This is a genomic window from Streptomyces sp. Y309 (assembly GCF_056712025.1).
Genome location: NZ_CM160048.1, coordinates 7780679 through 7805581, shown reverse-complemented (window position 1 = coordinate 7805581; position 24903 = coordinate 7780679). Strand labels below are relative to the sequence as shown.

Genomic DNA, 24903 nt, shown 5'->3' with positions numbered 1-24903 from the left:
CACTCTCCGCATCAGATGTAACGCCCTTCGAACCATGCCCGCACCACCGACGTGTGCAGAGGGAAGGCGAGTTCGGCGGGCCGGTGAAGGAGCTCCCAGCCCTCGGTCTCGTCGGTCGGCGCGGACTGCGGCAGGTCGGCAGCGGACCGTTCGGGCAGCAGGCCGAACAGCAGCACATGTCCGTCGGGCGAGCTGAGCACCTCGACGATCCGTACGTCGTGGCTCGCCGCGCTGATACCGGTTTCTTCCTTGAGCTCCCGGACGACGGCGTGCCGCCAGTCCTCGCGGTCGTCCACGTAGCCGCCGGGCAAGGCGGTGCCCCCGCGCGCGGGGGCGATGGACCGGGTCACGACGACAAGGCCGGTGCCCTTCGTGTCGTACGTCGGCTGAAGGGCTATGGCGACGGGAAGCGGATTCCGGTAGGCCACGGTTTCGCAGTCCGGGCAGGTGCGGGGCCAGCCTGTGACGTGGTCTCCATAGAGCGCGCCACAGCTTGAGCAGTGGGAATCCGGTGCAGGGTTGGTGGGGTGCAGGGATGGGGACACGCGGCGGACTGTATCCGATCTCCGAGCGCCGGTCTTCCACGGAGGGCCAACCTCCTGATAGACGCGGGTACATGACAGCATTCGCCCCCGCTCTGCGGAGACTCGCGGTCACCGCCGCCGCCCTGCTCGCCGCGGCCATGGCGCCCGCTCCCGCCCAGGCCCACACCGAACCCCAAGCCCCGAAGGGCTTCGTGGCACTGAGGGACGTGGACCCGACGATCATCCAGGAGATGCGCTACTACACGCCGCACAACTTCGTGGGTGAGCCCATCGACGGCTACCGGAAGCCGATGTGCATCCTCACCGAACCCGCCGCCAAGGCACTGCACAAGGCGCAGCGGAGCCTGCTGCGCAAGGGCTACTCCCTGAAGGTGTACGACTGCTACCGGCCGCAGCGGGCCGTGGACCACTTCGTGCGGTGGGCCGAGGATCTGCGGGACGAGCGCATGAAGGGTGAGTTCTATCCCCGGGTGGACAAGACGCGCCTCTTCGAAGACGGCTACATCGCCAAGAAGTCGGGGCACAGCAGGGGCTCCACGGTCGATCTGACGATCGTGCGGCTCCCGGCGAAGCCGACCCGGCCGTACATCCCTGGAGAGCCGCTGAAGCCCTGTTACGCGCCCCGGAGTGAGCGTTTCCCCGACAACTCCGTGGACATGGGCACCGGGTTCGACTGCTTCGACACGCTGTCCCACACCGACGACCCCCGCGTCACCGGGAAGCAGCGCGCACACCGGGACCTGCTGCGGAACACGCTCGCGAAGTCCGGCTTCGTCAACCTTCCCGAGGAGTGGTGGCACTTCACGTACAAGCCCGAGCCCTTCCCCGACACCTACTTCGACTTCCCGGTGTCGCGCCGGGCACTGCCCGTGGCACACTTCTGACGTTCCGTCAGATCCAGTGTCCGGGAGGGGCCTTGTCGCGAGTGCGTACGCCCGTGGTGGCGCGGTGGTTCGACGGAGGGGGGGACGGCTTCCGGCTGCTCGGCACGCGGTGTGCGGCGTGCGCCGCGGTCTTCTTCCCGCGCGAGGACGGCTTCTGCCGGAATCCCGGGTGCGCCGGGGGTGAGCTGGTCGAGGTCGCGCTGTCGCGGCGCGGGCGCGTGTGGTCGTACACCGACGGCCGCTACCGTCCGCCCGCTCCGTACGTCTCGGACCCGGAACTTCCCTGGGAGCCCTACACGTTGATCGCTGTGGAGCTGCCGGCGGAGCGCATGGTGGTGCTCGGTCAGGCGGCTCCGGGTGTGACCGTCGCCGACCTGGAGGTCGGCATGGAGGTGGAGGTCGTCCCCGGGGTGCTCAATGAGGTCCCCGGGGAGACGTGGACGACGTGGCACTGGCGGCCGGTGGGGGTGAGGGCATGACCGGCGACGTGGCGGTGCTCGGCGCGGGCATGCACCCCTGGGGCAAGTGGGGACGCGGCTTCGTCGAGTACGGGACGGTGGCGGCGCGAGCGGCCCTGGCGGACGCGGGGGTCGACTGGCGGGACGTCACGTCCGTCGTCGGCGCGGACACCGTGCGGGGCGGCTATCCCGGGTACGTGGCGGGGGCGACGTTCGCGAAGGCGCTCGGCTGGCAGGGCGCGCGCGTGGCGAGCGTGTACGCGGCGTGTGCGTCCGGGGCCCAGGCGATCGCCACGGCGCGCGCCCAGCTGCTCGCCGGCCTCACCGACGTGGTCCTCGTGGTCGGCGCCGACGCCGCCCCGAAGGGCTTCTTCCGGCCCGCTGGAGGCGACCGGCCGGACGACCCGGACTGGCTGCGCTTCCGCGTCCTCGGCGCCACGAACCCCGCGTATTTCGCGCTGTACGCCCGCCGCCGCATGGCGGTGCACGGCGACACCCTGGAGGACTTCGCCCACGTCAAGGTGAAGAACGCGGCCCTGGGGGCGCTCAACCCGCACGCGCGCTACCGCAAGTCCGTCACTGCCGACGAAGTCGCCGCCTCCGCAGTCGTCGCCGATCCGCTGCGGTTGCTCGACATCTGCGCCACGTCGGACGGGGCGGCGGCGCTCGTGCTGTCCACCCTGGAGTTCGCCCGCCGGCACGGCGCGGCAGCGCCGGTGCGCATCCGCGCGGTGTCCACCGTCACGCCCACATATCCGAACACGGTCCTGGACCTGCCGGACATCGCCACCGACTCGGCAGCGGCCGTGCCACCCGCGGAGCGCACCTTCCGGGAGTCCGTCGCACACGCGGCGTACGAAGAGGCGGGCATCGGCCCCGAGGACCTCTCCGTGGCCGAGGTCTACGACCTGTCGACGGCCCTGGAGCTCCAGTGGTACGAGGACCTGGGCCTGTGCGGTGCGGGCGAGGGGGCCAAGCTTCTGCGGGAGGGCACGACCGCGCCCGGCGGGCGCATACCCGTGAACACCAGTGGTGGACTCGCCTCCTTCGGAGAGGCCGTTCCGGCCCAGGCCATCGCCCAAGTGTGTGAACTGACCTGGCAGTTGAGAGGCACGGCGGGGGCGCGGCAGGTCGAGGGGGCGCGGGTGGGGATCACCGCGAACCAGGGGCTGTTCGGGCACGGCTCGTCGGTGGTCACGGTGCGCTGACATCGTCCCCTGGAGATCCGTGACGGAAGGCGTCGCACCGGTTAACCGGTGGCGTCCGCGACCTTGACGCTCCATCACCACCGGTGAACACTTCCCGTTGTCAGTCGGCATCGCCGCTCTTCGGCACCTCGCCGCTCAGGGCCCGTGCGCTCCAAGGCTCCGCGCAAAGAGCCAGTTCAACGGGTCATCCCCCATGGGCGATTCGACTGCGACGGCACGCTCGTCACCGAGGCCGGGCGGGGCGCGGGATCCCCTGCCCTCGGCCATCGCGGCGGGCAGTGGCCGGGCAGTAGTCATGGGAACGCACCCTGCACGGAGTACCGGGGCCCACCACCCCGGGCGAAGGCCTAGGAGCCGCCATGTACTCGAATGGGGACATCTTCGTCGGTGAGATCATCGGCACCGCGATCCTGATTCTCCTCGGCGCCGGCGTGTGCGCCGCCGTCACCCTGAACCACTCGAAGGCCAAGGCCTCCGGGTGGGTCGTCATCGCGTTCGGCTGGGGCTTCGGTGTGATGGCGGGTGCCTACACCGCCGCGCCGCTGTCCGGTGGCCATCTCAACCCGGCCGTCACGCTCGGCATCGCCGTCGACACCGAGAAATGGGACAAGGTCTGGATCTATCTGGCGGGGCAGATGATCGGCGCCATGCTGGGGGCCGTCCTCGCGTACCTGGTGTATCTCGCGCAGTTCAACGCCAACGCAACACGTGGCGCCAAGGGCGGGCCCGGCACGGACAACCCCACGCCGACGCTCGGCATCTTCTCCACCATCCCGGAGATCAGGAACCCGGTCGCCAACCTGCTGACGGAGATCATCGGGACCGCCGCCCTGGTGCTGCCCATCCTCGCCTTCGGCCTCACCAAGGGGCTCGGCGAGTCCGGCACCCAGATCCTGATCGTCGCCTTCCTCGTCGTCGGCATCGGCCTCTCGCTCGGCGGGCCCACCGGCTACGCCATCAACCCCGCGCGTGACCTCGGCCCGCGCATCGTGCACCAGTTCCTGCCGATCCCGAACAAGGGGACGTCGGACTGGAGTTATGCCTGGGTTCCGGTCGCCGGGCCGCTGATCGGCGGACTCCTCGCGGGTCTCCTCTACAACGCAGCCTTCTGAGCAGCCTTCCTCCAAGGGGTAGCCATGACGGACAGCTCCGTGAAGTACGTCGCCGCAATCGACCAGGGCACCACCTCGAGCCGCTGCATCGTCTTCGACCAGGACGGCGCGATCGTCGCCGTGGACCAGCGCGAGCACCGGCAGATCTTTCCCAAGCCCGGCTGGGTGGAGCACGACGCCACCGAGATCTGGTCGAAGGTGCAGGCGGTCGTGGCGGGCGCGCTCGCCAAGGCGGGCCTGCGCGCGGACCAGCTCAGCGCGCTCGGCATCACCAACCAGCGGGAGACGACGGTCCTGTGGGACCGCTCCACCGGCAAGCCGGTGCACAACGCGATCGTCTGGCAGGACACCCGGACATCGGCGCTCTGCAACGAACTGGGCGGCTCGGACGGCCAGGACCGCTTCCGCGAGCAGACCGGACTGCCGCTGGCGAGCTACTTCTCCGGGCCCAAGGCGGCCTGGCTGCTCGACAACGTCCCCGGCCTGCGGGCGCGCGCCGAGCGCGGCGACATCGCCTTCGGGACCATCGACTCCTGGCTCATCTGGAACCTCACCGGCGGCACGGACGGCGGCGTGCACGTCACCGACGTCACCAACGCCGGGCGCACGATGCTGATGAACCTGGAGACCCTCCAGTGGGACTCCTCGATCCTGTCGGCGATGCGTGTCCCGGAGGCGGTCCTCCCGGAGATCAAGTCGTCGGCCGAGGTGTACGGGACGGCCGTCGGGCAGCTCTCGGGCGTCCCCGTCGCCTCCGCGCTCGGCGACCAGCAGGCGGCGGTCTTCGGACAGGCCTGCTACGACACGGGGACGGCCAAGAACACCTATGGCACGGGCAGCTTCCTGCTGCTCAACACCGGCAACCGGCCCGTGGTCTCGAAGAGCGGCCTGCTCACGACCATGGGCTACAAGATCGGCTCCGAGGCTCCGGTGTACTGCCTGGAGGGCTCCATCGCGATCACCGGGGCGCTCGTGCAGTGGTTCCGCGACCAGCTCGGCATCATCCGCACCGCGGACGAGATCGAGACGCTCGCGGCGAGCGTGGACGACAACGGCGGCGCCTACATCGTGCCCGCGTTCTCCGGCCTGTTCGCGCCGTACTGGCGCTCCGACGCGCGCGGTGTCGTCACCGGCCTCACGCGGTACGTCACCAAGGCGCACCTCGCCCGCGCGGTCCTGGAGGCGACGAGCTGGCAGACCCGTGAGGTCGTCGACGCGATGTACCAGGACTCCGGGGTGCGCATCACCACCCTGAAGGTGGACGGCGGCATGACCAAGAACAACCTGCTGATGCAGCACCAGGCCGACGTGCTCGGCGTGCCCGTGATCCGGCCGCGGGTGTCCGAGACGACGTGCCTGGGCGCCGCGTACGCCGCGGGGCTCGCGACGGGCGTGTGGAACGACCTGGACGAGCTGAAGGCCCACTGGCAGCGCGACGCCGAGTGGACGCCGCAGATGGCGGAGGGCGAGCGCGAGCGCGAGTACCGCAACTGGCGCAAGGCGGTGGAGCGCAGCTTCGGGTGGCACGAAGACGGCACTGACGGCGCTGACGGCGCCGCCGGGGAAGGCGACGGCGGAAGCTGAGGCGCTTGCCGCGCGGCCCCGGCCCTCGCCCCGCCCGAGGCCCGCGGGGCAGGCACGCGCGCGTGGACGGTCGCCCGGTCGCACGCGCGCGTGGCCGATACGCGGCCCGTACCCCGGTCGGCGAGGGTACGGGCCGTGACCGCCGGCGTCAGGTGGCGACCGGTTCCCTGGCCGCCGCCCCGATGGCCATCGCGTGCTCCACGACGTCGATCAGGACCTCCTTGACGGACTCCTTCTCGCGCGCGTCGCACAGCACCACGGGGGTCTTCTCGTCGAGATCCAGGGCGTGGCGTACCGCGTCGGAGGGGTAACGCGTCGCTCCTTCGAAGCAGTTGACGCCGACGACGAACGGTATGGAGCGGCGTTCGAAGTAGTCGACGGCGGCGAAGCAGTCCTCCAGGCGGCGGGTGTCGGCGAGCACCACGGCCCCGAGCGCCCCGGTGGCCAGCTCGTCCCAGAGGAACCAGAAGCGGTCCTGTCCGGGGGTGCCGAAGAGGTACAGGACCAGGTCTTCGCGCAGTGTGATCCGGCCGAAGTCCATGGCCACGGTGGTGGTGTGTTTCCCCGGGACGCCGTTGGTGTCGTCGACGGGCCGCCCGGCCTCGCTGAGGTTCTCCTCCGTGCGCAGTGGCTTGATCTCGCTGACCGCGCCGACGAGGGTCGTCTTGCCCACGCCGAAGCCGCCCGCCACCAGGATCTTCAGCGTGACCGGCTCGACGGGGGCCGTACCGCGCTCAGAACGCTTGAAGATCATTGCTCTCTTCTCCTGCATCAGTCATCAGTGGTGTCGCGTACGTCGGTCGGGGCGTGGTGCGTCGGTGCCGCGTGTGCGCCGGTGGGTGCAGGGGGCGGTGGTCCGTATCCGCCGCCGCCCGGTGTTTCGATCACGAGTACGTCGCCGGGTCCCGCGTCGGCCGAGTCGCTGCCGTCGAGCAGCACGACGCCTCCGTCGGCGCGCTCCACGCGGCCCGAGCCGAGCGCCCCCGGCTCGCCGCCCGCCATGCCGTAGGGCGGCACCACGCGGTGCTGGGACAGCGTGGAGACCGTCATGGGCTCACGGAAGCGGACGCGCCGTACGGCGCCGTCCCCGCCCCGCCAACGGCCCTTGCCGCCGCTGCCGTGACGTACGGCGAACTCCTCGAGGACGACCGGCAGCCGCCACTCCAGGACTTCGGGGTCGGTGAGCCGCGAGTTGGTCATGTGGGTCTGCACGACGGAGGCGCCGTCAAAGCCGTCGCCCGCGCCGGAACCGGAGGCCACCGTCTCGTAGTACTGGTACCGGTCGTTTCCGAAGGTGACGTTGTTCATGGTGCCGGAGCCCTCGGCCTGTACACCGAGCGCTCCGTAGAGGGCGCCGGTGATCGCCTGTGAGGTCTCCACGTTGCCCGCGACGACGGCCGCCGGCGGCTCCGGCGACAGGAAGGTGCCGGTCGGCACGATGATGTCCAGCGGTCGCAGACAGCCGTCGTTGAGGGGGATGTCGTCGTCGACCAGCGTGCGGAAGACGTACAGGACCGCGGCGTTGACCACGGCGAAGGGCGCGTTGAAGTTGGTGTCCAGCTGGGGCGACGTCCCGGTGAAGTCCACAGTGGCCGTGCGTTGTTCGCGGTCTACGGAGACACGTACCTGGATGATGGCCCCCGAGTCGGTCTCGTAGGTGAACTCGCCCTCTTCCAGGGCGTCGATGACGCGGCGTACGGAGTCCTCGGCGTTGTCCTGGACGTGCCGCATGTAGGCCTGTACGACGTCGAGCCCGAAGTTGTCGATCATGCGGCCCACTTCGTCGACGCCCTTCTGGTTGGCGGCGATCTGGGCGCGCAGGTCGGCGAGGTTGGTGGCGGGGTTGCGCGAGGGGTAGCGGGTCTCGGTGAGCAGGCGCTGGGTCTCGGCCTCGCGGAGGCGGCCGGCTTCGACGAGCAGCCAGTTGTCGAAGAGGATGCCCTCTTCGTCGATGGTGCGGCTGTGCGCCGGCATGGAGCCGGGCGCGATGCCGCCGATCTCCGCGTGGTGGCCGCGCGAGGCCACGTAGAAGAGGATCCGCTCTCCGGAGGTGTCGAAGACGGGCGTGATGACGGTGACGTCGGGGAGGTGCGTGCCGCCGTGGTACGGGTCGTTGACCGCGTAGGCGTCGCCCGGCCGCATGGTGGTGCCGCGGCGGCGGATGACCTCCTTGACGCTGGTGCCCATGGAGCCCAGGTGGACGGGGATGTGGGGAGCGTTGGCGACGAGGTTGCCGTCCGGGTCGAACAGGGCGCAGGAGAAATCGAGCCTCTCCTTGATGTTGACCGACTGGGCGGTGGACTCCAGGCGGGCGCCCATCTGTTCGGCGATCGACATGAAGAGGTTGTTGAAGACCTCGAGGAGGACCGGGTCGGCCTCCGTCTTGGCGTCGGAACCCGCGGGCGCCGCCACCCGTTCCATGACCAGGTGCCCGTCGTCGGTCATGGCCGCCCGCCAGCCGTCGTCCACGACGGTCGTGGCACTGGCCTCCGTGATGATCGCGGGCCCGGTGACCCGCTCGCCGGGCGGCAGTTCCTCACGCCGGTGCAGCGGCACTTCGCGCCAGGAGCCGCCCGTGTGCAGGCGCACGGTCCGCGCGGTGCCGTGCCGGGCGGCGCCGCCGAGCACCGAGAGGTCCGGGGGCTCGGTGAGTCCGGTGGCCTCCACGGAGAGCGCTTCGACGACGACGGGCCGGTCCAGGGTGAAGGAGTAGGTGGCGCGGTGGCTTTCCTCGAAGGCGCGGGTCATGGCGTCCGGCTCGGTGAGCTCGACGGTGAGCGTGGTGTCGGTGCCGTCGTAGCGCAGGTGGGCGCGGCGCGTGACGCGCACGCGGTCGGCCGGCACGTCCTCCGCGGCGAGCTGGTCGCGGGCCGCGGCCTCCAGGTCGTCGGCCGTCTTGTGCACGCGCGGCATCGAGGAGGCCTCCAGGGGCGCCTCCACGGACTGCTCGCGCATCGCCGTCGTGTCGGCGAGGCCGATGCCGAGCGCGGACAGGACGCCCGCCATGGGCGGTACGAGGACGGTGCGGATGCCGAGCGAGTCGGCCACCATGCACGCGTGCTGGCCGCCCGCGCCGCCGAACGTCGTCAGAGCGTAGCGCGTGACGTCGTGGCCCTTCTGGACCGAGATGCGCTTCACGGCGGCGGCGATGTTGGCGACCGCGATCTGGAGGTAGCCCTCGGCGACCTGCTCCGGGGTGCGGTCGTCGCCGGTCTGCTCGGTGATCTCCCGGGCGAGGTCGGCGAAGCGGTCGCGGACGAGCGCGTCGTCGAGTGGCTGGTCGCCGTCCGGGCCGAACACCCGGGGGAAGTGGGCGGCTTGGATGCGGCCGAGGGCCACGTTGGCGTCGGTGACCGTCAGCGGGCCGCCGCCGCGGTAGCTCGCGGGGCCGGGGTCCGCGCCCGCCGAGTCGGGTCCCACGCGGTAGCGGGTGCCGTCGAAGTGCAGGACGGAGCCGCCGCCCGCGGCGACGGTGTGGATGTCGAGCATGGGGGCACGCAGGCGTACGCCCGCGATCTGGGTCGTGAAGACCCGTTCGTACGCCCCTGCGTAGTGCGACACGTCCGTGGACGTACCGCCCATGTCGAAACCGATGACCCGGTCGAACCCGGCGAGCCTCGACATGCGGGCCATCCCCACGATGCCGCCTGCGGGCCCGGACAGGATGGCGTCCTTGCCACGGAACTGGCCGGCCTCGGCGAGTCCGCCGTTGGACTGCATGAACATCAGCCGCACGCCCTGGAGTTCATCGGCGACGTGCTCTACGTAGCGCCGCAGGACAGGCGACAGATAGGCGTCGACGACGGCGGTGTCGCCGCGCGGGACGAGCTTCATCAGCGGGCTGGCCTCGCTGGAGAGCGAGACCTGCGGGAAGCCGGTCCGGCGTGCGAGGTCACCGGCCGCCTGCTCGTGGGCGGGATACAGATGGCTGTGCATGCAGACGACGGCGACGGCACGGATCCCGTCGTCGTAGGCCTGTTGAAGGGCTCCGGCGAGCGCGTCGAGGTCGGGCGTCCGCAGGATCTCGCCGTCGGCGCCGACGCGCTCGTCGAACTCGATGACACGCTCGTAGAGCTCTTCGGGGAGGACGATGTCACGGGCGAAGATCCGCGGCCGGTTCTGATAGGCGATGCGCAGCGCGTCGCGGAAGCCACGCGTGATGACCAGGGCGGTCGGCTCGCCCTTGCGCTCCAGGAGGGCGTTGGTGGCGACGGTGGTGCCCATGCGCACCGCGTCGATTGGTACGTCACCCGCGCCGCGCGCGGCCCCCGCGTCCAGCGCGCCCGCCCGGACGAGTAGTTCCCGGATGCCCGCGACGGCCGCGTCGGCATAGCGCGCGGGGTTGTCCGACAGGAGCTTGTGCGTGAGCAGGCCGCCGTCCGGGCGGCGTGCGACGACATCCGTGAACGTGCCGCCCCTGTCGACCCAGAACTGCCAGCCTGTCACGTCTCAATCCCCGCTTTCGCGCTGTTCAGAGCGCCCGGAGGCCATTGATCACGTCGCGCAGAATACTCTCGTCCGGCAGCTCGGCGGGCGGTACGGGGCGGGTCACGTGCACCAGTCGGTCGTCGACCAGATCACCGATCAGGACGCGGACCACGCCGATCGGAAGGTCCAGTTCCGCCGCGAGTTCCGCGACGGACTGCGGAGTGTCGCGACAGAGGCCGACGATGTCCACGTGCTCCGGGGACAGCGTCTGGTCGGCCTCCGTCTCCTCGGCACGCGACTCCGCGATCACCACCGCGATGAGGTCGAGGCGGTGCTGGGCCGCGCTGGTGGTGCGCCCGCGCGTCATGGCGTACGGGCGCACCACCGGACCGGCGTCGTCGTCGAACCAGTGGCGCAGTTCGGCCTGACCGTCGTCGTCGCTCATGCCCTCCCACTACCCTCCCGTGGGCAGGTCGGTGCGTGGCGCCGAACCCAGATGCACACCCACCCTCTTGACCAGCAGCGTCATCTCGTACGCGACCAGACCGACGTCGGAGTCCGCGTCCGAGAGGACGGCGAGGCAGCTCCCGTCGCCCGCGGCCGTGACGAAGAGGAAGGCGTCGTCCAGCTCGACGACCGTCTGCCGGACCTTGCCCGCGTCGAAGTGGCGCCCGACGCCCTTGGCGAGGCTGTGGAATCCGGACGCGACGGCGGCGAGGTGCTCGCTGTCCTCGCGCGTCAGATTCTTCGACACGCCCGTGGGCAGGCCGTCTCCGGAGAGCACGAGCGCTTTGCGGATGCTGGCGACGCGCTCCACCAAGTCGTCGAGGAGCCAGTTCAGCTCTCCCGATCCCCCGGTCGCGGTGGTGCGTGCGTCGGCCTTCGGTGCGGTCATCGACCGTCCCCCTCAGATGTCGTTCCTGGTGCTGCGCCGTCCGGGACGTCGTCGCCCGAGGCGTTCTCTTCGCGGCCGCGCTGCCAGCCACGCTGGAGCGAAGCCATCCGGCTGCGTACCTCGTCGGCGTCGCGCTCCTCCGCTCCGGCCCCCTCGGCGGGGGCCGCGTCGAGCTCCGTGCGGCGGTCCGGGCTGTCCTTCAACTGCGGGGCGAGACTCGCCTGCCGGACCCGGCGGGGCAGGCCGCCCGCGGCGGGTGCGGCCGGTTCCTGGGCTGCCGTGCGGGGCGGCGTCTCCGTGCTGCCTGCGGCCCGGTCCATGGGTCCTCTGTCCGTCCTTGCCGCCCGGTCCGCACCGGGCGCTGTCTCCGTACGGGTACGCGGCGCCGGCTCCGTACGGGTGGTGGTCCGCGGTGCGTCCGACATAGGGCGGCGCCGGGGCAGGCGAGGCTGCGCTCCGGCCGTGGCGTCCGTGCCCAGCGGACGCGGCGGGGTCAGATCGGGCCAGCCCGCGTCCGAACGGCGGCGGATCGGCAGACCGAGATCGGCGTCTCCGGAGGAGTCGACGGTATCCCGCGCGGAGGGCCCGAAACCGTCACCCCCGCCTCGGACATCGGCCCCGCGCGCGAGGCCGCGGCCGGGCCGTCCGGCACCGTTGTCGCCGCGGCGCGCGCGGGCGTCGTCGCCCTCCGGGTCGGCGGCTTCGGTGTCGCGGGTGCGCGTGGGGCCCACGCGGCGACCGTGCGAGGAGACCAGCTTCGGCGCGCGGCGGCGAGCCAGGGGCGTGGTGCCGTCGGGGGCGAGCTCGTCGTCCACGGGCTCTTCGGAGTGCAGGGCGTCATGGCCGGCGGAGTCGGTTGCGCGGGCCGGTTCGTCGAGGTCGGACTCGTGCGCGTCGCGGGCCTGCTGGTGCTGCTCGCCCGCGGTCTCCGCGACGCGGCGGCGCGGGCGGAACAGTCCGCCGCGCTCACTGTCCTCGTCCTCCAGGGCGCCCGGGAAGCCGTCGAGCCCGGCCATGCCGACCGGCGCCTCGAGCTCGACCGGCCCGTCCAGGAGGGACGCGGGCAGTCCGGGCAGTTCGACGGGCACCTGCGCGAGCGCCGCAGCGCGGTCCTTGTCGGCGGCGCCGCCCACCGACTTCTGCGGCTGCGGCCGGTCCAGACGGAATCCGACGCCTCCGGTGTCGGGTACGTCGTCGGTGAGCAGCGACTCCGGTATGAACACGACGGCGGTGGTGCCGCCGTACGGGGAGGGCTGGAGTGACACCCGCACGCGCTGGCGCTGGGCCAGCCGACTGACTACGAAGAGGCCGAGGCGATCGGTGTCGGACAGCTCGAACTCGGGGGTCTCGGCGAGGCGGAGGTTGGCGTCGAGGAGGGCTTCGGAGGCCATGCCGAGACCGCGGTCGTGGATCTCCAGGGTGAAGCCGTTGGCGACGTGCTCCCCGAGGACCTGCACCGCGGTGTGCGGCGGCGAGAACACCGTGGCGTTCTCCAGGAGTTCGGCCAGCAGGTGCGTGAGGTCGGCGACCGCGGGGCCTGTGACGGCGATGCGGGGCAGGCGGCGCACCTCGATGCGTTCGTAGTCCTCCACCTCGGCGACGGCCGCGCGGACGACGTCCATGAGCTGGACGGGCTTGCGCCACTGCCGCGAGGGGGCGGCACCGGAGAGGATCACGAGGCCTTCGGCGTGCCGCCGCATGCGGGTGGTGAGGTGGTCCAGGCGGAAGAGGTCGGCGAGTTCGTCGGTGTCCTCGGTCCTGCGCTCCATGGAGTCGAGGAGCGTGAGCTGCTTGTGCAGCAGGACCTGGCTGCGGCGGGCGAGGTTGACGAACACTTCGGAGACGCCGCGGCGCAGGTCGGCCTGTTTGACGGTGGCCTCGACGGCAGCGCGCTGCAGGGTGTTGAGGGCCTGGCCGACCTGCCCGATCTCGTCCTTGTCGTAGGTCAGGCGGGGGGCCTCGGTCTCCACGTCGACCTGCTCGCCGGACGCGAGGCGGCGCAGCAGGCCGGGCAGCCGCACGCCGGACGCCTCGTGGGCCTCCAGGCGCAGGCGGCGCAGGTCGCGGATGAGGCTGCGTCCGACGCGTACGGAAAGGAAGACGGAGACGAGTACGGCGATCAGACCGAGCACACCGGCCACGGCGAGTTGCACGATGACGCCTACGGCCTCCGGGCGGGCCCGGTCGCGCAGGCGCTCGACGGCGTCCTCGTTGCGGTCGGAGAGGCTCGTGAGGACCTTGTCCGCCTCACGGTTCCAGTCACTGGAGGTGACCGCGCGGGGGGTGCCCGCGCCGGACTCCATCAGGGTCTTCTCCGCGTCCCGCAGCCGGCTCGTCTCGGCGCCGTTCCAGAAGCGCTCGTAGCGGGCGCGCTCGTCGTCGGGGAGCTGCGCGAGGCTGTTGTCGAGGAGCATGGTGCGCTGCGCCACGAGGTCGGAGACCTGGCGGATCTCCCCCTTGGTGACGGTGCCCGCGACCAGGGCGGAACCGATCAACGCGTCCTCGCGGGACAGCAGTTCGCGGGCCTGGCCGATACCGACGAGCGCGCGGCCCTCTGCGGTGACGCCCACGTCGTCGAGGGCGTTGAGCGTCATCAGGAAGCCGAAGCAGGGGTCGGTCAGGCGCGTGTACATCTTCAGCGCCTTGTCGCGGCTGATCGTGCCTTCCTCGACCGTGCGGCGCAGCGCGTCGAGCCCCTTGAAGGCATCGAGGGCGACGGTCAGGCGCTCCTCGGACCGGCCGTCGAGGGCATCACGGGAGTCGGAGCTCTTGGCCTTGGACTCGACTACGGCCACGTGTTTGTCGGTGGCCTCGCGGCTGCGGCGCAGTGCGGCGAGGGCGTCCGAGGCGCGGGGGTCCGCCAGGTAGACGAGGGTCTGGCGGCGTTCTTCCTGGACCACCTGGGCGGTGTCCTGAACGGGTCTGGCCAGGTCGTCGATGATGTAGGCGGTGTCGATGAGCTTGTTCGCCTCGCGCCCGGTGAGGAAGGTGGCAAAGCCCCAGATCGCCGTGAGGGACACGAGCGGCACGAGCAGCAATGCCACGATCTTCCGGCGGATGGACTTCCCGCGAAAGCGCATGGCCTCCCCCAGATCGGTCCCCTGACAGCCGCGCAATGGCCTGGGGCACACATGTGCGTCAATAAACGGCGCGAGCCTACTACTGACACACGGGCAACTCGAAGGCACGTCCGGACGCTTTTCGGCCGTGACGCGAAAGGGGCGTCCCCAGTTGTCCGCCCATTGGGGGAGATTGTCTCCCGCATGCGGCACATGCCGGACGGCTCCATCACCCGTGCCACCGGGCCCAGTTGGCCTGAAGTGTTCGTCAGATGGAACCGTTCGGGCCGAAAGGGGATCTCTCGTCCCGGGACGGGAATCTTCCGCGGCGCCCATTCGTCGATCAGTACGAGGGTGGTGCGCGCGGGGACGGAGCGGCACGGGGGCCGGACGGCACGAGAGTCGGCGGTAGAGCGGTACAAGCGGCGGAGGCCCTGGCGGCGCGGCCTAAAGCAGCGTAAAACGGGCAGCAAGTGGAGAGTCGGACATGAGAGCTCTCGACGGGCCGGCCGCGACACAGGGGCAGAACAGCGGCACAGGCAAGGCAGCGGGGGGAGTGACGAGTTGATGGGCACGACAGAGCGCCACCGGGCTTCCCGGGACGTGGCGTCCGGGCAGGGGGCGCCCGGGAGCGGAAAGTCCAAGAGCGGGAAGCTCGCGAGCGCCGGTGTGGCGCGCACGGAAGATGTGGCGCGCATGGAAAAGGAGTTGGGCGAGAAGCGGATGGAACGGCGGACCGCGGAGCCGAGGAGGGGCATGGCCCTGCAGGAGGGGGCGCGGCTCGCGGAGGACGCAGAGGACGCGGCGGACGCGCGGCTCGCGAAGAGGGAGGACTCGCGGCTCGCGAAGAACACGCGGCTCGCGAAGAGTTCGAGGCGTGCGGGCACCACGGCGCCGGACGGCCGGGAGCACTCCAGGGCGCCGGAGCGGCGCGAGTACGCCGAGGCGCTGGACGACGGCGATGATACGGAGCGGCGGCCCTTGTGGGTGGAGGAGCCCGCCACCCGGCGGCGGCTGCCGGACCCCGTGCGCACGGCGGCCGTCCGCGCGGTGCTCATAGTGTCGTTGACGCTCATCCAGGCGATGACGGCATTCTTCTGCGCGATGGCCGAGTCCTGGCTGGCCTTCCCCATGGTGCTGAGCAGTGTGGCCAGCACGGTCGTCGCCACCTGGGCCGTGTGCGACGTCTGGGTGACCCGCCAGGTCTGGAACCAGCGCAACGGCGTGGTGTCGGTGCCCAGCAGCACGGCGCGCCGGCTGCGGCGCGAGCGGCGCAAGGCCCGCCGCGAGGCGCGGGCGGCCGCCCGCACGAAGGAGGGCATACGGAGCCCGGGCGGGGCAGGGCAGTTGTCGCACTCCTGACTTCCGGTCCCGCCCGGGGGCCCGAGTTCGGCGGCGCGTCCTGCGTGCCCTGCCTGGGCCCTGGTCCGACGGCGTCGGGACCGTGGCCGCTTTCATGTCTGGACCACGGCCGCTTGCATACGGCCACTGTTTTCCTCAGACGGCGGCGGCTACCTGTCGCGCCCGCAGTTCGCGTCGCACCTTCATGAAGGGGCGCGGGCAGTTGACAGCCAGGGCAGCGGTGACGCGGCCCGCCTGTTCGTACACGGCCAGGAAGCTGCCGTCGTCCGGACTGCCTTCCGCGATGCGTACGACGGCGTCGGCGGGCCGGTGTCCGGCGAACTGGATGCGGCAGCCGTACTGGTCGGACCAGAAGTACGGCAGCGCGGAGACGGTCTCCACGGTGTCGGCGGCGAGCAAATTGCGTACGGCGACGCGCGGTTGCTCCGTCGCGCTCGTCCAGTGTTCGGCGCGGACGCCGCCGACGCGGGCGACGTCACCGACGGCGACCACGTGCGGAAGGGTGGTGACGCAGCCGTCGTCGCAGAGGACACCGTCGCGTACGGCGAGCGATGTGCCCGTGAGCCAGGCGGTGTTGGGGGCGGCGCCGATGCCGACGACGACCACGTCGGCGGGCAGGAGGCGGCCGTCGGACAGTTCGACGGCGGTGACACGTCCGGCGCCGTCTGGGCGTCCGCGCAGGCCCGGGGTGTCCGGACCGGCGGCGGTGGCCGCGCCGACGAGCGGTGCCGTGTCGGCGGAGGCCATGTGGTGCATGCTCGCCACACCCGTCCCGGTCAGCAGCCGGGCGCCGCCCTGCCGGTGCAGGTCGGCGCAGAAGGCGGCCATGTCCGGGCCGAGTTGGGGCAGCAGAGGCAGGGAGGCGGCCTCGACGACGGTCACGTCGTGGCCGAGGGCGACGCACGACGACGCCGTCTCCGCGCCGATGAAGCCGCCACCGATGACCACGACCCGCCGTGGGCCGTGGGCCAGGTCGGCACGCAGGGCGCGGGCGTCGTCGAGCGTGCGCAGGGTATGGACGCCCGCGGGGCGCGGGCCCGGCAGGCAGCGGGCCGACGCGCCGGTCGCGACGACCACGCCGTCGGTGACGACGGTCCGGCCGTCGTCGAGGAGGACGGCACGGCCGTGCTGGTCGAGGCCGGTCGCACGGACGCCGAGCAGCCATTCGGCGGCCAGTTCGCCGATCTCCTCGGAGTCGGTGAGGGCGAGCGTGTCTTGTGTGAGGGCGCCGGTGAGAGGGTCGATGGAGGTGAGGAAGTTTTTGGAGAGAGGAGGGCGGTCGTACGGCAGGTGGGACTCGGCGCCGACGATCACCAGACGTCCGTCGAAGCCCTGGGCGCGCAGCTCGCGCGCCGCGTACAGCCCGGCGAGGGAGGCGCCCACCACGGTGACGGTATTCATGCGGCGGAGCCCTCACCGGTCAGCAGGCTCCGCCCGGAGCCGGAGACGGAGACCACCGCCGGGACCGAGGCGCACGCGCCCGCTGAGACGGCGGCGGAAGCCGCGGCGGGCACCGGCACGGGGACGGCCGCCGGGTCGGTCAGGTGGACATGGATGGTTCCGTCGACCACGCTCACGCGATGGGTGCGCACCGGACGACGGGCGGGCAGGCAGGTCGGCTGTCCCGTGCGCAGGTCGAACGACGCGGCGTGCAGCGGGCATTCGATCAGGCAGCCTTCGAGCCAGCCCTCGGAGAGGGAGGCGTCCTGGTGGCTGCAGGTGTCGTCGACGGCGTACAGCGCGCCATCGGCGTTGAACACCGCGACGGGCGGCGTGGTGTCGAGACGGACGGACTCGCCCACAGGGAGGTCTTCAAGGCGGCAGACGGGAATCACGGACCCTCCTCTGGATGTGCCGGCCCGGAAAGGGCCGTTTCGGCCAGGGACTCTTCGGTAACGTGGAGTTTCATATGGCGCACCAGAGAGCGCTATGCGCAACAGAATCCGGTGGGAAGCCCATCGCGTCAAGGGGCTCCCTGGGACGCGGCTTGAAGCGGCCGCCGAGTGGTGAGAGTTGAGATATGACCCGCACGCGGAAAGAGCCTGGCCAGAACGAGGAGCCGCACCAGGGAACGCCCCGTGGGCAGCACGATGAAACGCACCCGCAGCAGCCCGCGAAGCCGCGCGAGCCGCAGGCCAAGGCGCCCCCCGGTTCCGTCCAGTCCGTGGACCGCGCGGTGAGCGTCCTCGAGATCCTCGCCCGGCACGGCGAGGCCGGGGTCACCGAGATCGCCGACGAGCTGGGGGTGCACAAGTCGACGGCGTTCCGGCTGCTCGGCGTGCTCGAGAACCGCGGGCTCGTCGGGCAGGCGAAGGACCGCGGCAAGTACTTCCTCGGCGCGGGCGTGCTGCGGCTCGCCGGGGCCGCGGCCGTGCGGATGGACGTCTCCCAGGAGGGCGGCCCGGTCTGCCGCGAGCTCGCGGACGAGCTGGGCGAGACGGTCAATATCGCGGTCCTCGACGACGACGCCGCGGTCAACATCATGCAGGCCCGCGGCCCGGCCTCCGTGACCGCGCAGAACTGGCTCGGCCGGCGCACCCCGCTGCACGCCACCTCCAGCGGAAAGGTGCTCCTCGCCCACCTGCCGACGACCCTGCGCGAGGGCCTGATCGCCCGCACGCTGCCGCGCATCACCGAGCACACGGTGACCGGCACGGTGGCGCTGCGCCGTGACCTGGAGACCGTCGTCCAGCAGGGCTTCGCCATCGCCGTGGAGGAGCTGGAAGTCGGCCTCGCCGCCGTGGCGGCACCGGTGCGCGCGCACGACGGCAAGGTCATCGGCGCACTCAGCGCCTCCGGGCCGGTGTACCGGCTGACCGAGGACCGGCTCACCGAGCTGGCCAAGCGCACGGTCGCGGCGGCGATGGAGCTGTCACGCCGGATGGGCTACGGCTTCTGACACCCACGGAGCCGCGGCCCCACCGCGCCCCAAGATCCCTCGAAGACACCCAAGATCCCCCGGGGACCGCCGAGGACACCCGAGGACACCCGAAGGCCCTCGTCGGACGCCCGGAGTCAGCGCGACCCCGGAGAACCCGCCCCCGAGACCACGAGACGCCCGAGAGCGCGGAGCCGGACCTTCCCGGCTCCGCGCTCCGTCGTGTTCCGGGCCCGTTTCACGGCGCCGCAGCGTTTTGCCAAGCGTTCACTCCTGCCCCTTGACGGCCCCTTGATGCCGATCCCACGATGTCTCTCATAGCGCAACCGATCGTGGAGTACGCAACAACGACTCACAGTCGAGGAGCCTGGCCGTGCCACACGAGGTCCGTGGCGTCGTCGCCGCGAAGAAGGGCGCACCCGTCGAGGTGCAGACGATCGTCGTGCCGGATCCCGGACCGGGAGAGGTACTTGTCTCCGTGCAGGCCTGCGGGGTCTGCCACACCGATCTGCACTACCGGGAGGGCGCGGTCTCCGACGACTTCCCGTTCCTGCTCGGGCACGAGGCCGCCGGCACCGTCGAGGCGGTCGGCACCGACGTGGGCGGCCTGATGCCCGGCGACTACGTGGTCATCGCCTGGCGCGCCCCCTGCGGAACGTGCCGCTCCTGTCTGCGCGGCCGCCCCTGGTACTGCTTCGACTCGCGCAACGCGGCACAGCCCATGACGCTCCTCGACGGCACCCCGCTCAGCGCCGCGCTCGGCATCGGCGCCTTCGCCGAGAAGACGCTCGTCGCCGCGGGCCAGGCCGTGAAGGTCGACCCGGCGGCCCGGCCGGAGGCGGCCGGCCTGATCGGCTGCGGAGTGATGGCCGGGTACGGGGCGGCGGTGAACACCGGGAACGTGGGCCGCGGCGACACCGTCGCCGTCATCGGCTGCGGCGGCGTCGGCTGCGCCGCGATCGCCGGTGCCTCGCTCGCCGGGGCGCGGCGCGTGATCGCCGTCGACATCGACGACGCGAAGCTCGACGGCGCCACCCGCTTCGGGGCCACCCACACCGTCAACTCCCGGGGCACCGACCCCGTCGAGGCGGTGCGCGGGCTCACCGGCGGCTTCGGCGTCGACGTCGCCATCGACGCGGTCGGCGTCCCGGAGACGTACAAACAAGCCTTCTACATGCGCGACCACGCGGGCGTGCTCGTCCAGGTCGGCGTGCCCGATCCGGCGATGGCCGTCGAGCTGCCGCTGATCGACCTGTTCTCGCGCGGCGGCGCGCTCAAGTCCTCGTGGTACGGCGACTGCCTGCCCACGCGCGACTTCCCCCTGCTCGTCGACCAGTACCTCAGCCGCAGGCTCGACCTCGGCGCCTTCGTGACGGAGAAGATCGCCCTCGACGAGGTCGAGGAGGCGTTCGCCAGGATGCAGCGCGGTGAGGTGCTGCGATCGGTGGTGGTCCTGTGACCGGCGTACGACACGAACCGCACTCCCCCAGCGTGCGCGACACCACGACCCACGCACCAGCACCGGCCACCGTGCCAGCACGCGCACCCACACCCGCCCCCACACCCCCACCCAGCGTCGTCGTCATCGGTGCCGGAATCGTCGGCTGCTCCCTCGCCGACGAGCTGACCGCCCGCGGCTGGACCGACGTCACCGTCCTCGAACAGGGCCCGCTGCCCGCCCCGGGCGGCTCCACCTCGCACGCGCCCGGGCTCGTCTTCCAGACCAGCCCGTCCAAGACGCTGAGCGAGTTCGCCGCGTACACCGTGCGGAAGTTCGGCGAGCTCACCGTGGACGGGCTCTCCTGCTTCAACCCGGTGGGCGGCCTGGAGCTGGCCACCACGCAGGAGCGCTGGGCCGACCTGCACCGCAAGGCGGGCCTCGCCGCGTCCTGGGGCATCCGCGCCGAACTGGTGGACGCCGCGCACTGCAAGGAGCTGTGGCCGCTGCTCGACACCGGCCAGGTGCTCGGCGGCCTGTACACACCCGACGACGGCCTCGCCCGCGCCGTCCTCGCCTGCCGCGCGCAGATCGCACGCGCCACCGGCCGCGGCGCCCGCTTCCTGGACCGGCACACCGTCACCGGCATCGAACGCGCGGAAGGCCGCGTCACCGGCGTCGTCACCGACCGCGGCACCTTCCCCGCCGACCACGTCGTGTCCGCGGCGGGCTTCTGGGGCCCGGTGATCGGGCGGATGGCAGGCGTCGACGTACCCCTGCAGCCGCTCGCCCACCAGTACGCGCGCACGCTCCCGCTGCCCGAGCTCGCCGGCGTGAACGACCCGCGCACCGAGGCCTCCCGGCCCATCCTCCGCTTCCAGGACCGGGACCTGTACTTCCGCGAGCACACCGACCGCATCGGCATCGGGTCGTACGCCCACCGGCCGCTGCCCGTCGACCCGTTCGCCGTGCCCGCGTACGACGAGGCGACCGCCGGCGGTCTGGCCATGCCGTCGTCGTACCCGTTCACCGAGGAGGACTTCGCGCCGAGCTGGCAGGACTGCTGCGGACTGCTGCCCGCGCTCAAGGAGTCGGCCGTCGAAGAGGGCTTCAACGGCGTGTTCTCGTTCACGCCGGACGGCATGCCGCTGCTCGGAGAATCCCCCGCGCTGCGCGGCTTCTGGCTCGCCGAGGCCGTGTGGGTCACGCACTCCGCGGGCGTGGCGAAGGCCGTCGCCGAGTGGATGGTCGACGGCCGGCCCGCCATCGACGTCCACGACTGCGACCTCACCCGCTTCGAGGAGGCCCAGCGCTCCCCCGCGTACATCACCGACCGCGGCGCGCGGCAGTTCGTCGAGGTGTACGACGTCATCCACCCGCACCAGCCCATGGACGAGCCACGTCCCCTGCGTGTCAGCCCCTTCCACCCTCGCCAGCAGGAGCTGGGCGCGGTCTTCCTGGAGGGCGGTGGATGGGAGCGGCCCCACTGGTACGAGGCCAACGCCGCGCTCGCCGCCGACCTGCACGTGCCCGCGCGGGACGCCTGGTCGGGTCGGTACTGGTCGCCCATCGCCGCCGCGGAGGCGCGGGCCACCCGCGAGCGGGTCGCGCTGTACGACATGACGCCCTTGCGCCGCCTGGAGGTCACCGGCCCCGGAGCCCTCGGCTTCCTTCAGCGCATGACCACCAACAACCTTCGCAAGAAGCCTGGTTCGGTCACCTACACCCTCCTTCTCGACGAGGCGGGCGGCATCCGCTCCGACCTGACCGTGGCACGGCTCGCCCCCGCCCGCTTCCAGGTCGGCGCAAACTCCCCCGCCGATCTCTCCTGGCTACAGTCGCACGCTCCCGACGACGTGCACATCAGGGAGATCACCCAAGGGACGTGCTGCGTCGGCGTGTGGGGGCCGCTGGCCCGCGCGCTCGTTCAGCCGCTGACCCGCGACGACTTCTCGCACGAGGCCTTCGGGTACTTCAAGGCCCGCGAGACCTACCTCGGTCATGTGCCGGTGACGGCGCTGCGGCTGAGCTATGTCGGCGAGCTGGGCTGGGAGTTGTACACCAGCGCCGACCTGGGGCTCCGGCTGTGGGACACGCTGTGGGAGGCGGGCCGGGAGCTGGGCGTGGTCGCCGCCGGGCGCAGCGCCTTCAACAGCCTGCGCCTGGAGAAGGGTTATCGCGCCTGGGGCCAGGACATGACCGCCGAGCACGACCCGTACGAAGCGGGTGTCGGCTTCGCCGTCCGCATGGACAAGGACGACTTCGTGGGGCGCGAGGCGCTCGCACGGCGCGGCCCGCTCACGCGCAAGCTCACCGCGCTGCTCCTCGACGACCCGGCCGCCGTCGTCCTCGGCAAGGAACCCGTGTACGTCGATGGAGAAACCGTTCGCCTCAGCGGGGGAGCCGCGCGCTCCGGCGACGAACCCGTGCACGCGCCGGGCGCGGACACCGCCGTCGGCGGCGCACCCGCCGGATACGTCACCAGCGCCGCGTACGGCTACACGCTGGGCCGCTGCGTCGCCTACGCCTGGCTGCCGCCGCTCACCACGGGCACCGGCGTGCACATCGAGTACTTCGGCGAGAAGGTCGCCGCGACCGTCGCCGACGAGCCGCTCTTCGACCCCGAGATGGCCCGAATCCGGAGGTGACCCCATGTCCCCCACCACCCCCAGCTACGACGTGATCGTGATCGGCCTGGGCGGCATGGGCAGCGCCGCCGCCCATCACCTGTCCGCGCGCGGGGCCCGTGTCCTCGGCCTGGAGAAGTTCGGCCCGGTGCATCAGCGCGGCTCCAGCCACGGCGGCTCCCGCGTCACGCGACAGTCGTACTTCGAGGACCCCGCGTACGTACCCCTGCTGCTGCGCGCGTACGAGCTCTACGAAAAGCTCGAACAGGACACCGGACGCGAGATCGCCACCCTGTGCGGCGGCGTGATGGTCGGCAGGCCGGACGGGCGGGTGGTCTCGGGAGCGCGGCTCTCCGCCGAGACCTGGGGTCTGCCGCACGAGATGCTCGACGCGCGGGAGATCCGCCGCCGCTTCCCGACGCTCACGCCGCGCGACGACGAGGTGGCCCTGTATGAGGAGCGCGCAGGCCTCGTACGGCCGGAGAACACGGTTGCCGCGCATCTGCAGCTCGCCACCCGCCAGGGCGCCGACCTGCACTTCGAGGAGCCGGTGACGCGCTGGGAGCGGTACGGGGGCGGGGTGCGGGTGCACACGGCCGACGACACCTACACCGCGGGGCAGTTGGTGATCTGTCCCGGTGCCTGGGCGCCGCGGCTGCTCGCGGACCTCGGGGTTCCGTTCACCATCGAGCGACAGATCATGTACTGGTTCCAGCCGACGGGCGGCGTCGGCCCGTTCCTGCCGGAGCACCATCCGATCTACGTCTGGGAGGACGCGGCGGGCGTCCAGGTGTACGGCTTCCCCTCGATCGACGGTCCTGACCTCGGCGTGAAGGTCGCCTTCTTCCGCAACGGCAACGTGTGCACTCCGGAGACCATCGACCGCACGGTCCATCCGCACGAGGTCGCGGCGATGGCCGCGCACATGACGCGGCACATCCCGCTGCTGCCCGGGCGCCTGCTGAAGGCCTCGACCTGCATGTACACGACGACGCCCGACGAGCACTTCGTCATCACGCGCCATCCGGAGCACCCGGAGTCGGTGACGGTGGCCTGTGGCTTCTCCGGGCACGGGTTCAAGTTCGTGCCGGTGGTGGGCGAGATCCTCGCCGACCTGGCGCTGGACGGCACCACCGGGCATCCCATCGGCCTGTTCGACCCGCGCCGGATCACCGGCCCGCTCGATCCCGCGCCGACTGCGGCTCCCGTCTGATCGATCCCCCGCCCACCGCGGCGCCCCCGCGCCCACCGCGGCGCCCGTCTGAGGAGTACGGACGTGACGACAGAGGTCTCCGCGAGCCTCATCGCGACGCTGCCCGGCCACTACTACACCGATCCCGACGTCTTCCGGCAGGAGCAGGAGCGCCTCTTCGAGTCCCTGTGGTGCTGTGCCGTGCGCGCCGCCGACCTCGCCAAGCCCGGCGCGTACCGCACCGTCCAGATCGGCCGCGAGAGCGTCCTGATCACCCGTGCCCGCGACGGCGGCCTGCGCGCCTTCCTCAACGTCTGCCGGCACCGGGGCGCGCGCCTGTGCACCGACGAGGCGGGCGAGGTGCGCCGCAGCCTCCAGTGTCCGTACCACGCCTGGACGTACGGCCTGGACGGCCGCCTCGTCGCGGCCCCCAACCTGACGAGCATGCCGGACGTCGACCGCGCCGCGTACGGCCTGGTCGAGGTCGCGCTGCGGGAGTGGCTCGGCTATGCCTGGGTGTGCCTGGCCGAGCAGCCACCGTCCTTCGAGGACACCGTGATCGGCGAGGCCGTGGAGCGCCTCGGCGATCCCGCGTCCATCGAGCGCTACCGCACGCAGGACCTGGCGCTCGGCCACCGCGTCCGCTACGAGGTGCGCGCCAACTGGAAGCTGATCGTCGAGAACTTCATGGAGTGCTACCACTGTGCGACGATCCACCCCGAGCTGACCGATGTCCTGCCGGAGTTCGCCGACGGCTTCGCGGCGCAGTACTACGTAGGGCACGGTGCCGCCTTCGGGGAGGACGTGCACGGCTTCACGGTCGACGGCAGCGTGGGCTTCGGGCGGCTGCCGGAGGTGGCCGACGACCAGGACCGCCGCTACTACGCGATCACCGTGAAGCCGACCGTCTTCGTCAATCTGGTGCCCGACCACGTGATCCTGCACCGCATGTTCCCGCTGGCCGTGGACCGCACGGTCGTCGAGTGCGACTGGCTGTACGCACCCGACGTCGTCGCCTCCGGAGTCGATCTGTCGAAGTCGGTCGAGCTGTTCCACCGGGTCAACGAACAGGACTTCGCGGCCTGTGAGCGCACGCAGCCCGCGATGGGCTCACGCGCCTACCGGGGCGGCGGCGTACTGGTGCCGACCGAGCACCACATCGGGATCTTCCACGAGTGGCTCACCCGGCACCTGACACCGTGAGCGCCCCACCCGGCGACCGCCCGCCTGCAC

18 protein-coding genes and 1 pseudogene are annotated in these 24903 nt (G+C 71.6%); 11 read left to right on the top strand and 8 right to left on the bottom strand.

All coding sequences use genetic code 11. The features are described from left to right. Nucleotides 1-11 precede the first annotated feature (11 nt). Nucleotides 12-545 (bottom strand): NUDIX domain-containing protein, encoded by a 534-nt coding sequence (locus AC0KTA_RS32525; protein WP_481051767.1) that lies wholly within the window; start codon nucleotides 543-545, stop codon nucleotides 12-14. Nucleotides 546-616: 71 nt separating this feature from the next. On the opposite strand from AC0KTA_RS32525, the gene AC0KTA_RS32520 reads away from it, so the two are divergent. From AC0KTA_RS32520 to glpK, 5 genes are all read left to right on the top strand, one after another. Further along, nucleotides 617-1429 carry a M15 family metallopeptidase gene (locus AC0KTA_RS32520; RefSeq protein ID WP_481051766.1) on the top strand — a complete coding sequence of 271 codons (813 nt, stop codon included), beginning with the start codon at nucleotides 617-619 and terminating at the stop codon, nucleotides 1427-1429. 53 nt (nucleotides 1430-1482) lie between these two features. Further along, on the top strand, nucleotides 1483-1908 hold the full coding sequence (locus AC0KTA_RS32515; protein ID WP_481056643.1) for a Zn-ribbon domain-containing OB-fold protein: 426 nt from the start codon (nucleotides 1483-1485) through the stop codon (nucleotides 1906-1908). Continuing rightward, nucleotides 1905-3095, top strand: a complete 1191-nt coding sequence (locus AC0KTA_RS32510; RefSeq protein WP_481056642.1) for a lipid-transfer protein — start codon at nucleotides 1905-1907, stop codon at nucleotides 3093-3095. Before AC0KTA_RS32515 ends, AC0KTA_RS32510 begins: the two co-directional genes overlap by 4 nt. A gap of 359 nt (nucleotides 3096-3454) precedes the next feature. Then, nucleotides 3455-4207, top strand: a complete 753-nt coding sequence (locus tag AC0KTA_RS32505) for an MIP/aquaporin family protein (protein WP_481051765.1) — start codon at nucleotides 3455-3457, stop codon at nucleotides 4205-4207. 24 nt (nucleotides 4208-4231) lie between these two features. Continuing rightward, on the top strand, nucleotides 4232-5791 hold the full coding sequence (glpK, locus tag AC0KTA_RS32500; protein ID WP_481051764.1) for a glycerol kinase GlpK: 1560 nt from the start codon (nucleotides 4232-4234) through the stop codon (nucleotides 5789-5791). A 148-nt stretch (nucleotides 5792-5939) separates the two neighbouring features. On the opposite strand, the gene AC0KTA_RS32495 is transcribed toward glpK, so the two are convergent. The 5 genes from AC0KTA_RS32495 to AC0KTA_RS32475 are packed head-to-tail and all read right to left on the bottom strand — an operon-like array spanning nucleotide 5940 to nucleotide 14194. Beyond that, a complete protein-coding gene (locus AC0KTA_RS32495; protein ID WP_016642952.1) occupies nucleotides 5940-6545 on the bottom strand; it encodes a GTP-binding protein in 606 nt (201 codons plus the stop codon). Nucleotides 6546-6562: 17 nt separating this feature from the next. Next, a complete protein-coding gene (locus AC0KTA_RS32490; protein WP_481051763.1) occupies nucleotides 6563-10237 on the bottom strand; it encodes a hydantoinase B/oxoprolinase family protein in 3675 nt (1224 codons plus the stop codon). Between the two features lie 25 nt (nucleotides 10238-10262). Further along, nucleotides 10263-10664 carry a DUF742 domain-containing protein gene (locus AC0KTA_RS32485; RefSeq protein ID WP_481051762.1) on the bottom strand — a complete coding sequence of 134 codons (402 nt, stop codon included), beginning with the start codon at nucleotides 10662-10664 and terminating at the stop codon, nucleotides 10263-10265. 9 nt (nucleotides 10665-10673) lie between these two features. Then, nucleotides 10674-11114 (bottom strand): roadblock/LC7 domain-containing protein, encoded by a 441-nt coding sequence (locus AC0KTA_RS32480; RefSeq protein ID WP_478461361.1) that lies wholly within the window; start codon nucleotides 11112-11114, stop codon nucleotides 10674-10676. Continuing rightward, nucleotides 11111-14194, bottom strand: coding sequence for a sensor histidine kinase (locus AC0KTA_RS32475; protein ID WP_481051761.1), 3084 nt, complete (start codon nucleotides 14192-14194; stop codon nucleotides 11111-11113). The genes AC0KTA_RS32480 and AC0KTA_RS32475 overlap by 4 nt, the downstream gene beginning before the upstream one ends. Nucleotides 14195-14929: 735 nt before the next feature. On the opposite strand from AC0KTA_RS32475, the gene AC0KTA_RS32470 reads away from it, so the two are divergent. After that, nucleotides 14930-15535: a hypothetical protein gene (locus tag AC0KTA_RS32470; protein WP_481056641.1), complete on the top strand. Its 606-nt coding sequence runs from the start codon at nucleotides 14930-14932 to the stop codon at nucleotides 15533-15535. Between the two features lie 135 nt (nucleotides 15536-15670). On the opposite strand, the gene AC0KTA_RS32465 is transcribed toward AC0KTA_RS32470, so the two are convergent. After that, a complete protein-coding gene (locus AC0KTA_RS32465; RefSeq protein WP_481051760.1) occupies nucleotides 15671-16936 on the bottom strand; it encodes an NAD(P)/FAD-dependent oxidoreductase in 1266 nt (421 codons plus the stop codon). Nucleotides 16937-17076: 140 nt separating this feature from the next. Continuing rightward, nucleotides 17077-17370: pseudogene (locus AC0KTA_RS32460) on the bottom strand (bifunctional 3-phenylpropionate/cinnamic acid dioxygenase ferredoxin subunit); the annotation flags it as partial. 185 nt (nucleotides 17371-17555) lie between these two features. Between AC0KTA_RS32460 and AC0KTA_RS32455 the strand changes: the two are divergent. The 5 genes from AC0KTA_RS32455 (at nucleotide 17556) to AC0KTA_RS32435 (ending at nucleotide 24873) form a co-directional block, all read left to right on the top strand. Then, a complete protein-coding gene (locus AC0KTA_RS32455; protein WP_481051759.1) occupies nucleotides 17556-18434 on the top strand; it encodes an IclR family transcriptional regulator in 879 nt (292 codons plus the stop codon). A gap of 352 nt (nucleotides 18435-18786) precedes the next feature. Then, a complete protein-coding gene (locus tag AC0KTA_RS32450; RefSeq protein ID WP_481051758.1) occupies nucleotides 18787-19872 on the top strand; it encodes an S-(hydroxymethyl)mycothiol dehydrogenase in 1086 nt (361 codons plus the stop codon). A gap of 71 nt (nucleotides 19873-19943) precedes the next feature. Next, nucleotides 19944-22499 (top strand): GcvT family protein, encoded by a 2556-nt coding sequence (locus tag AC0KTA_RS32445; RefSeq protein ID WP_481051757.1) that lies wholly within the window; start codon nucleotides 19944-19946, stop codon nucleotides 22497-22499. Nucleotides 22500-22503: 4 nt separating this feature from the next. Beyond that, nucleotides 22504-23691 (top strand): N-methyl-L-tryptophan oxidase, encoded by a 1188-nt coding sequence (gene solA / locus AC0KTA_RS32440; protein ID WP_481051756.1) that lies wholly within the window; start codon nucleotides 22504-22506, stop codon nucleotides 23689-23691. Nucleotides 23692-23754: 63 nt separating this feature from the next. Continuing rightward, nucleotides 23755-24873, top strand: a complete 1119-nt coding sequence (locus AC0KTA_RS32435; RefSeq protein WP_481051755.1) for an aromatic ring-hydroxylating oxygenase subunit alpha — start codon at nucleotides 23755-23757, stop codon at nucleotides 24871-24873. The last annotated feature ends 30 nt before the right edge of the window (nucleotides 24874-24903 follow it).

What these genes read in the sequence shown, in the direction of transcription:
- solA (WP_481051756.1), top strand. Translation starts at nt 22,504, where the DNA reads ATGTCCCCCACCACCCCCAGCTACGACGTGATCGTGATCGGCCTGGGC.
- glpK (WP_481051764.1), top strand. Translation starts at nt 4,232, where the DNA reads ATGACGGACAGCTCCGTGAAGTACGTCGCCGCAATCGACCAGGGCACC.
- AC0KTA_RS32495 (WP_016642952.1), bottom strand. Translation starts at nt 6,545, where the DNA reads ATGATCTTCAAGCGTTCTGAGCGCGGTACGGCCCCCGTCGAGCCGGTC.
- AC0KTA_RS32485 (WP_481051762.1), bottom strand. Translation starts at nt 10,664, where the DNA reads ATGAGCGACGACGACGGTCAGGCCGAACTGCGCCACTGGTTCGACGAC.
- AC0KTA_RS32505 (WP_481051765.1), top strand. Translation starts at nt 3,455, where the DNA reads ATGTACTCGAATGGGGACATCTTCGTCGGTGAGATCATCGGCACCGCG.
- AC0KTA_RS32475 (WP_481051761.1), bottom strand. Translation starts at nt 14,194, where the DNA reads ATGCGCTTTCGCGGGAAGTCCATCCGCCGGAAGATCGTGGCATTGCTG.
- AC0KTA_RS32480 (WP_478461361.1), bottom strand. Translation starts at nt 11,114, where the DNA reads ATGACCGCACCGAAGGCCGACGCACGCACCACCGCGACCGGGGGATCG.
- AC0KTA_RS32455 (WP_481051759.1), top strand. Translation starts at nt 17,556, where the DNA reads ATGACCCGCACGCGGAAAGAGCCTGGCCAGAACGAGGAGCCGCACCAG.
- AC0KTA_RS32470 (WP_481056641.1), top strand. Translation starts at nt 14,930, where the DNA reads ATGGCCCTGCAGGAGGGGGCGCGGCTCGCGGAGGACGCAGAGGACGCG.
- AC0KTA_RS32510 (WP_481056642.1), top strand. Translation starts at nt 1,905, where the DNA reads ATGACCGGCGACGTGGCGGTGCTCGGCGCGGGCATGCACCCCTGGGGC.
- AC0KTA_RS32520 (WP_481051766.1), top strand. Translation starts at nt 617, where the DNA reads ATGACAGCATTCGCCCCCGCTCTGCGGAGACTCGCGGTCACCGCCGCC.
- AC0KTA_RS32465 (WP_481051760.1), bottom strand. Translation starts at nt 16,936, where the DNA reads ATGAATACCGTCACCGTGGTGGGCGCCTCCCTCGCCGGGCTGTACGCG.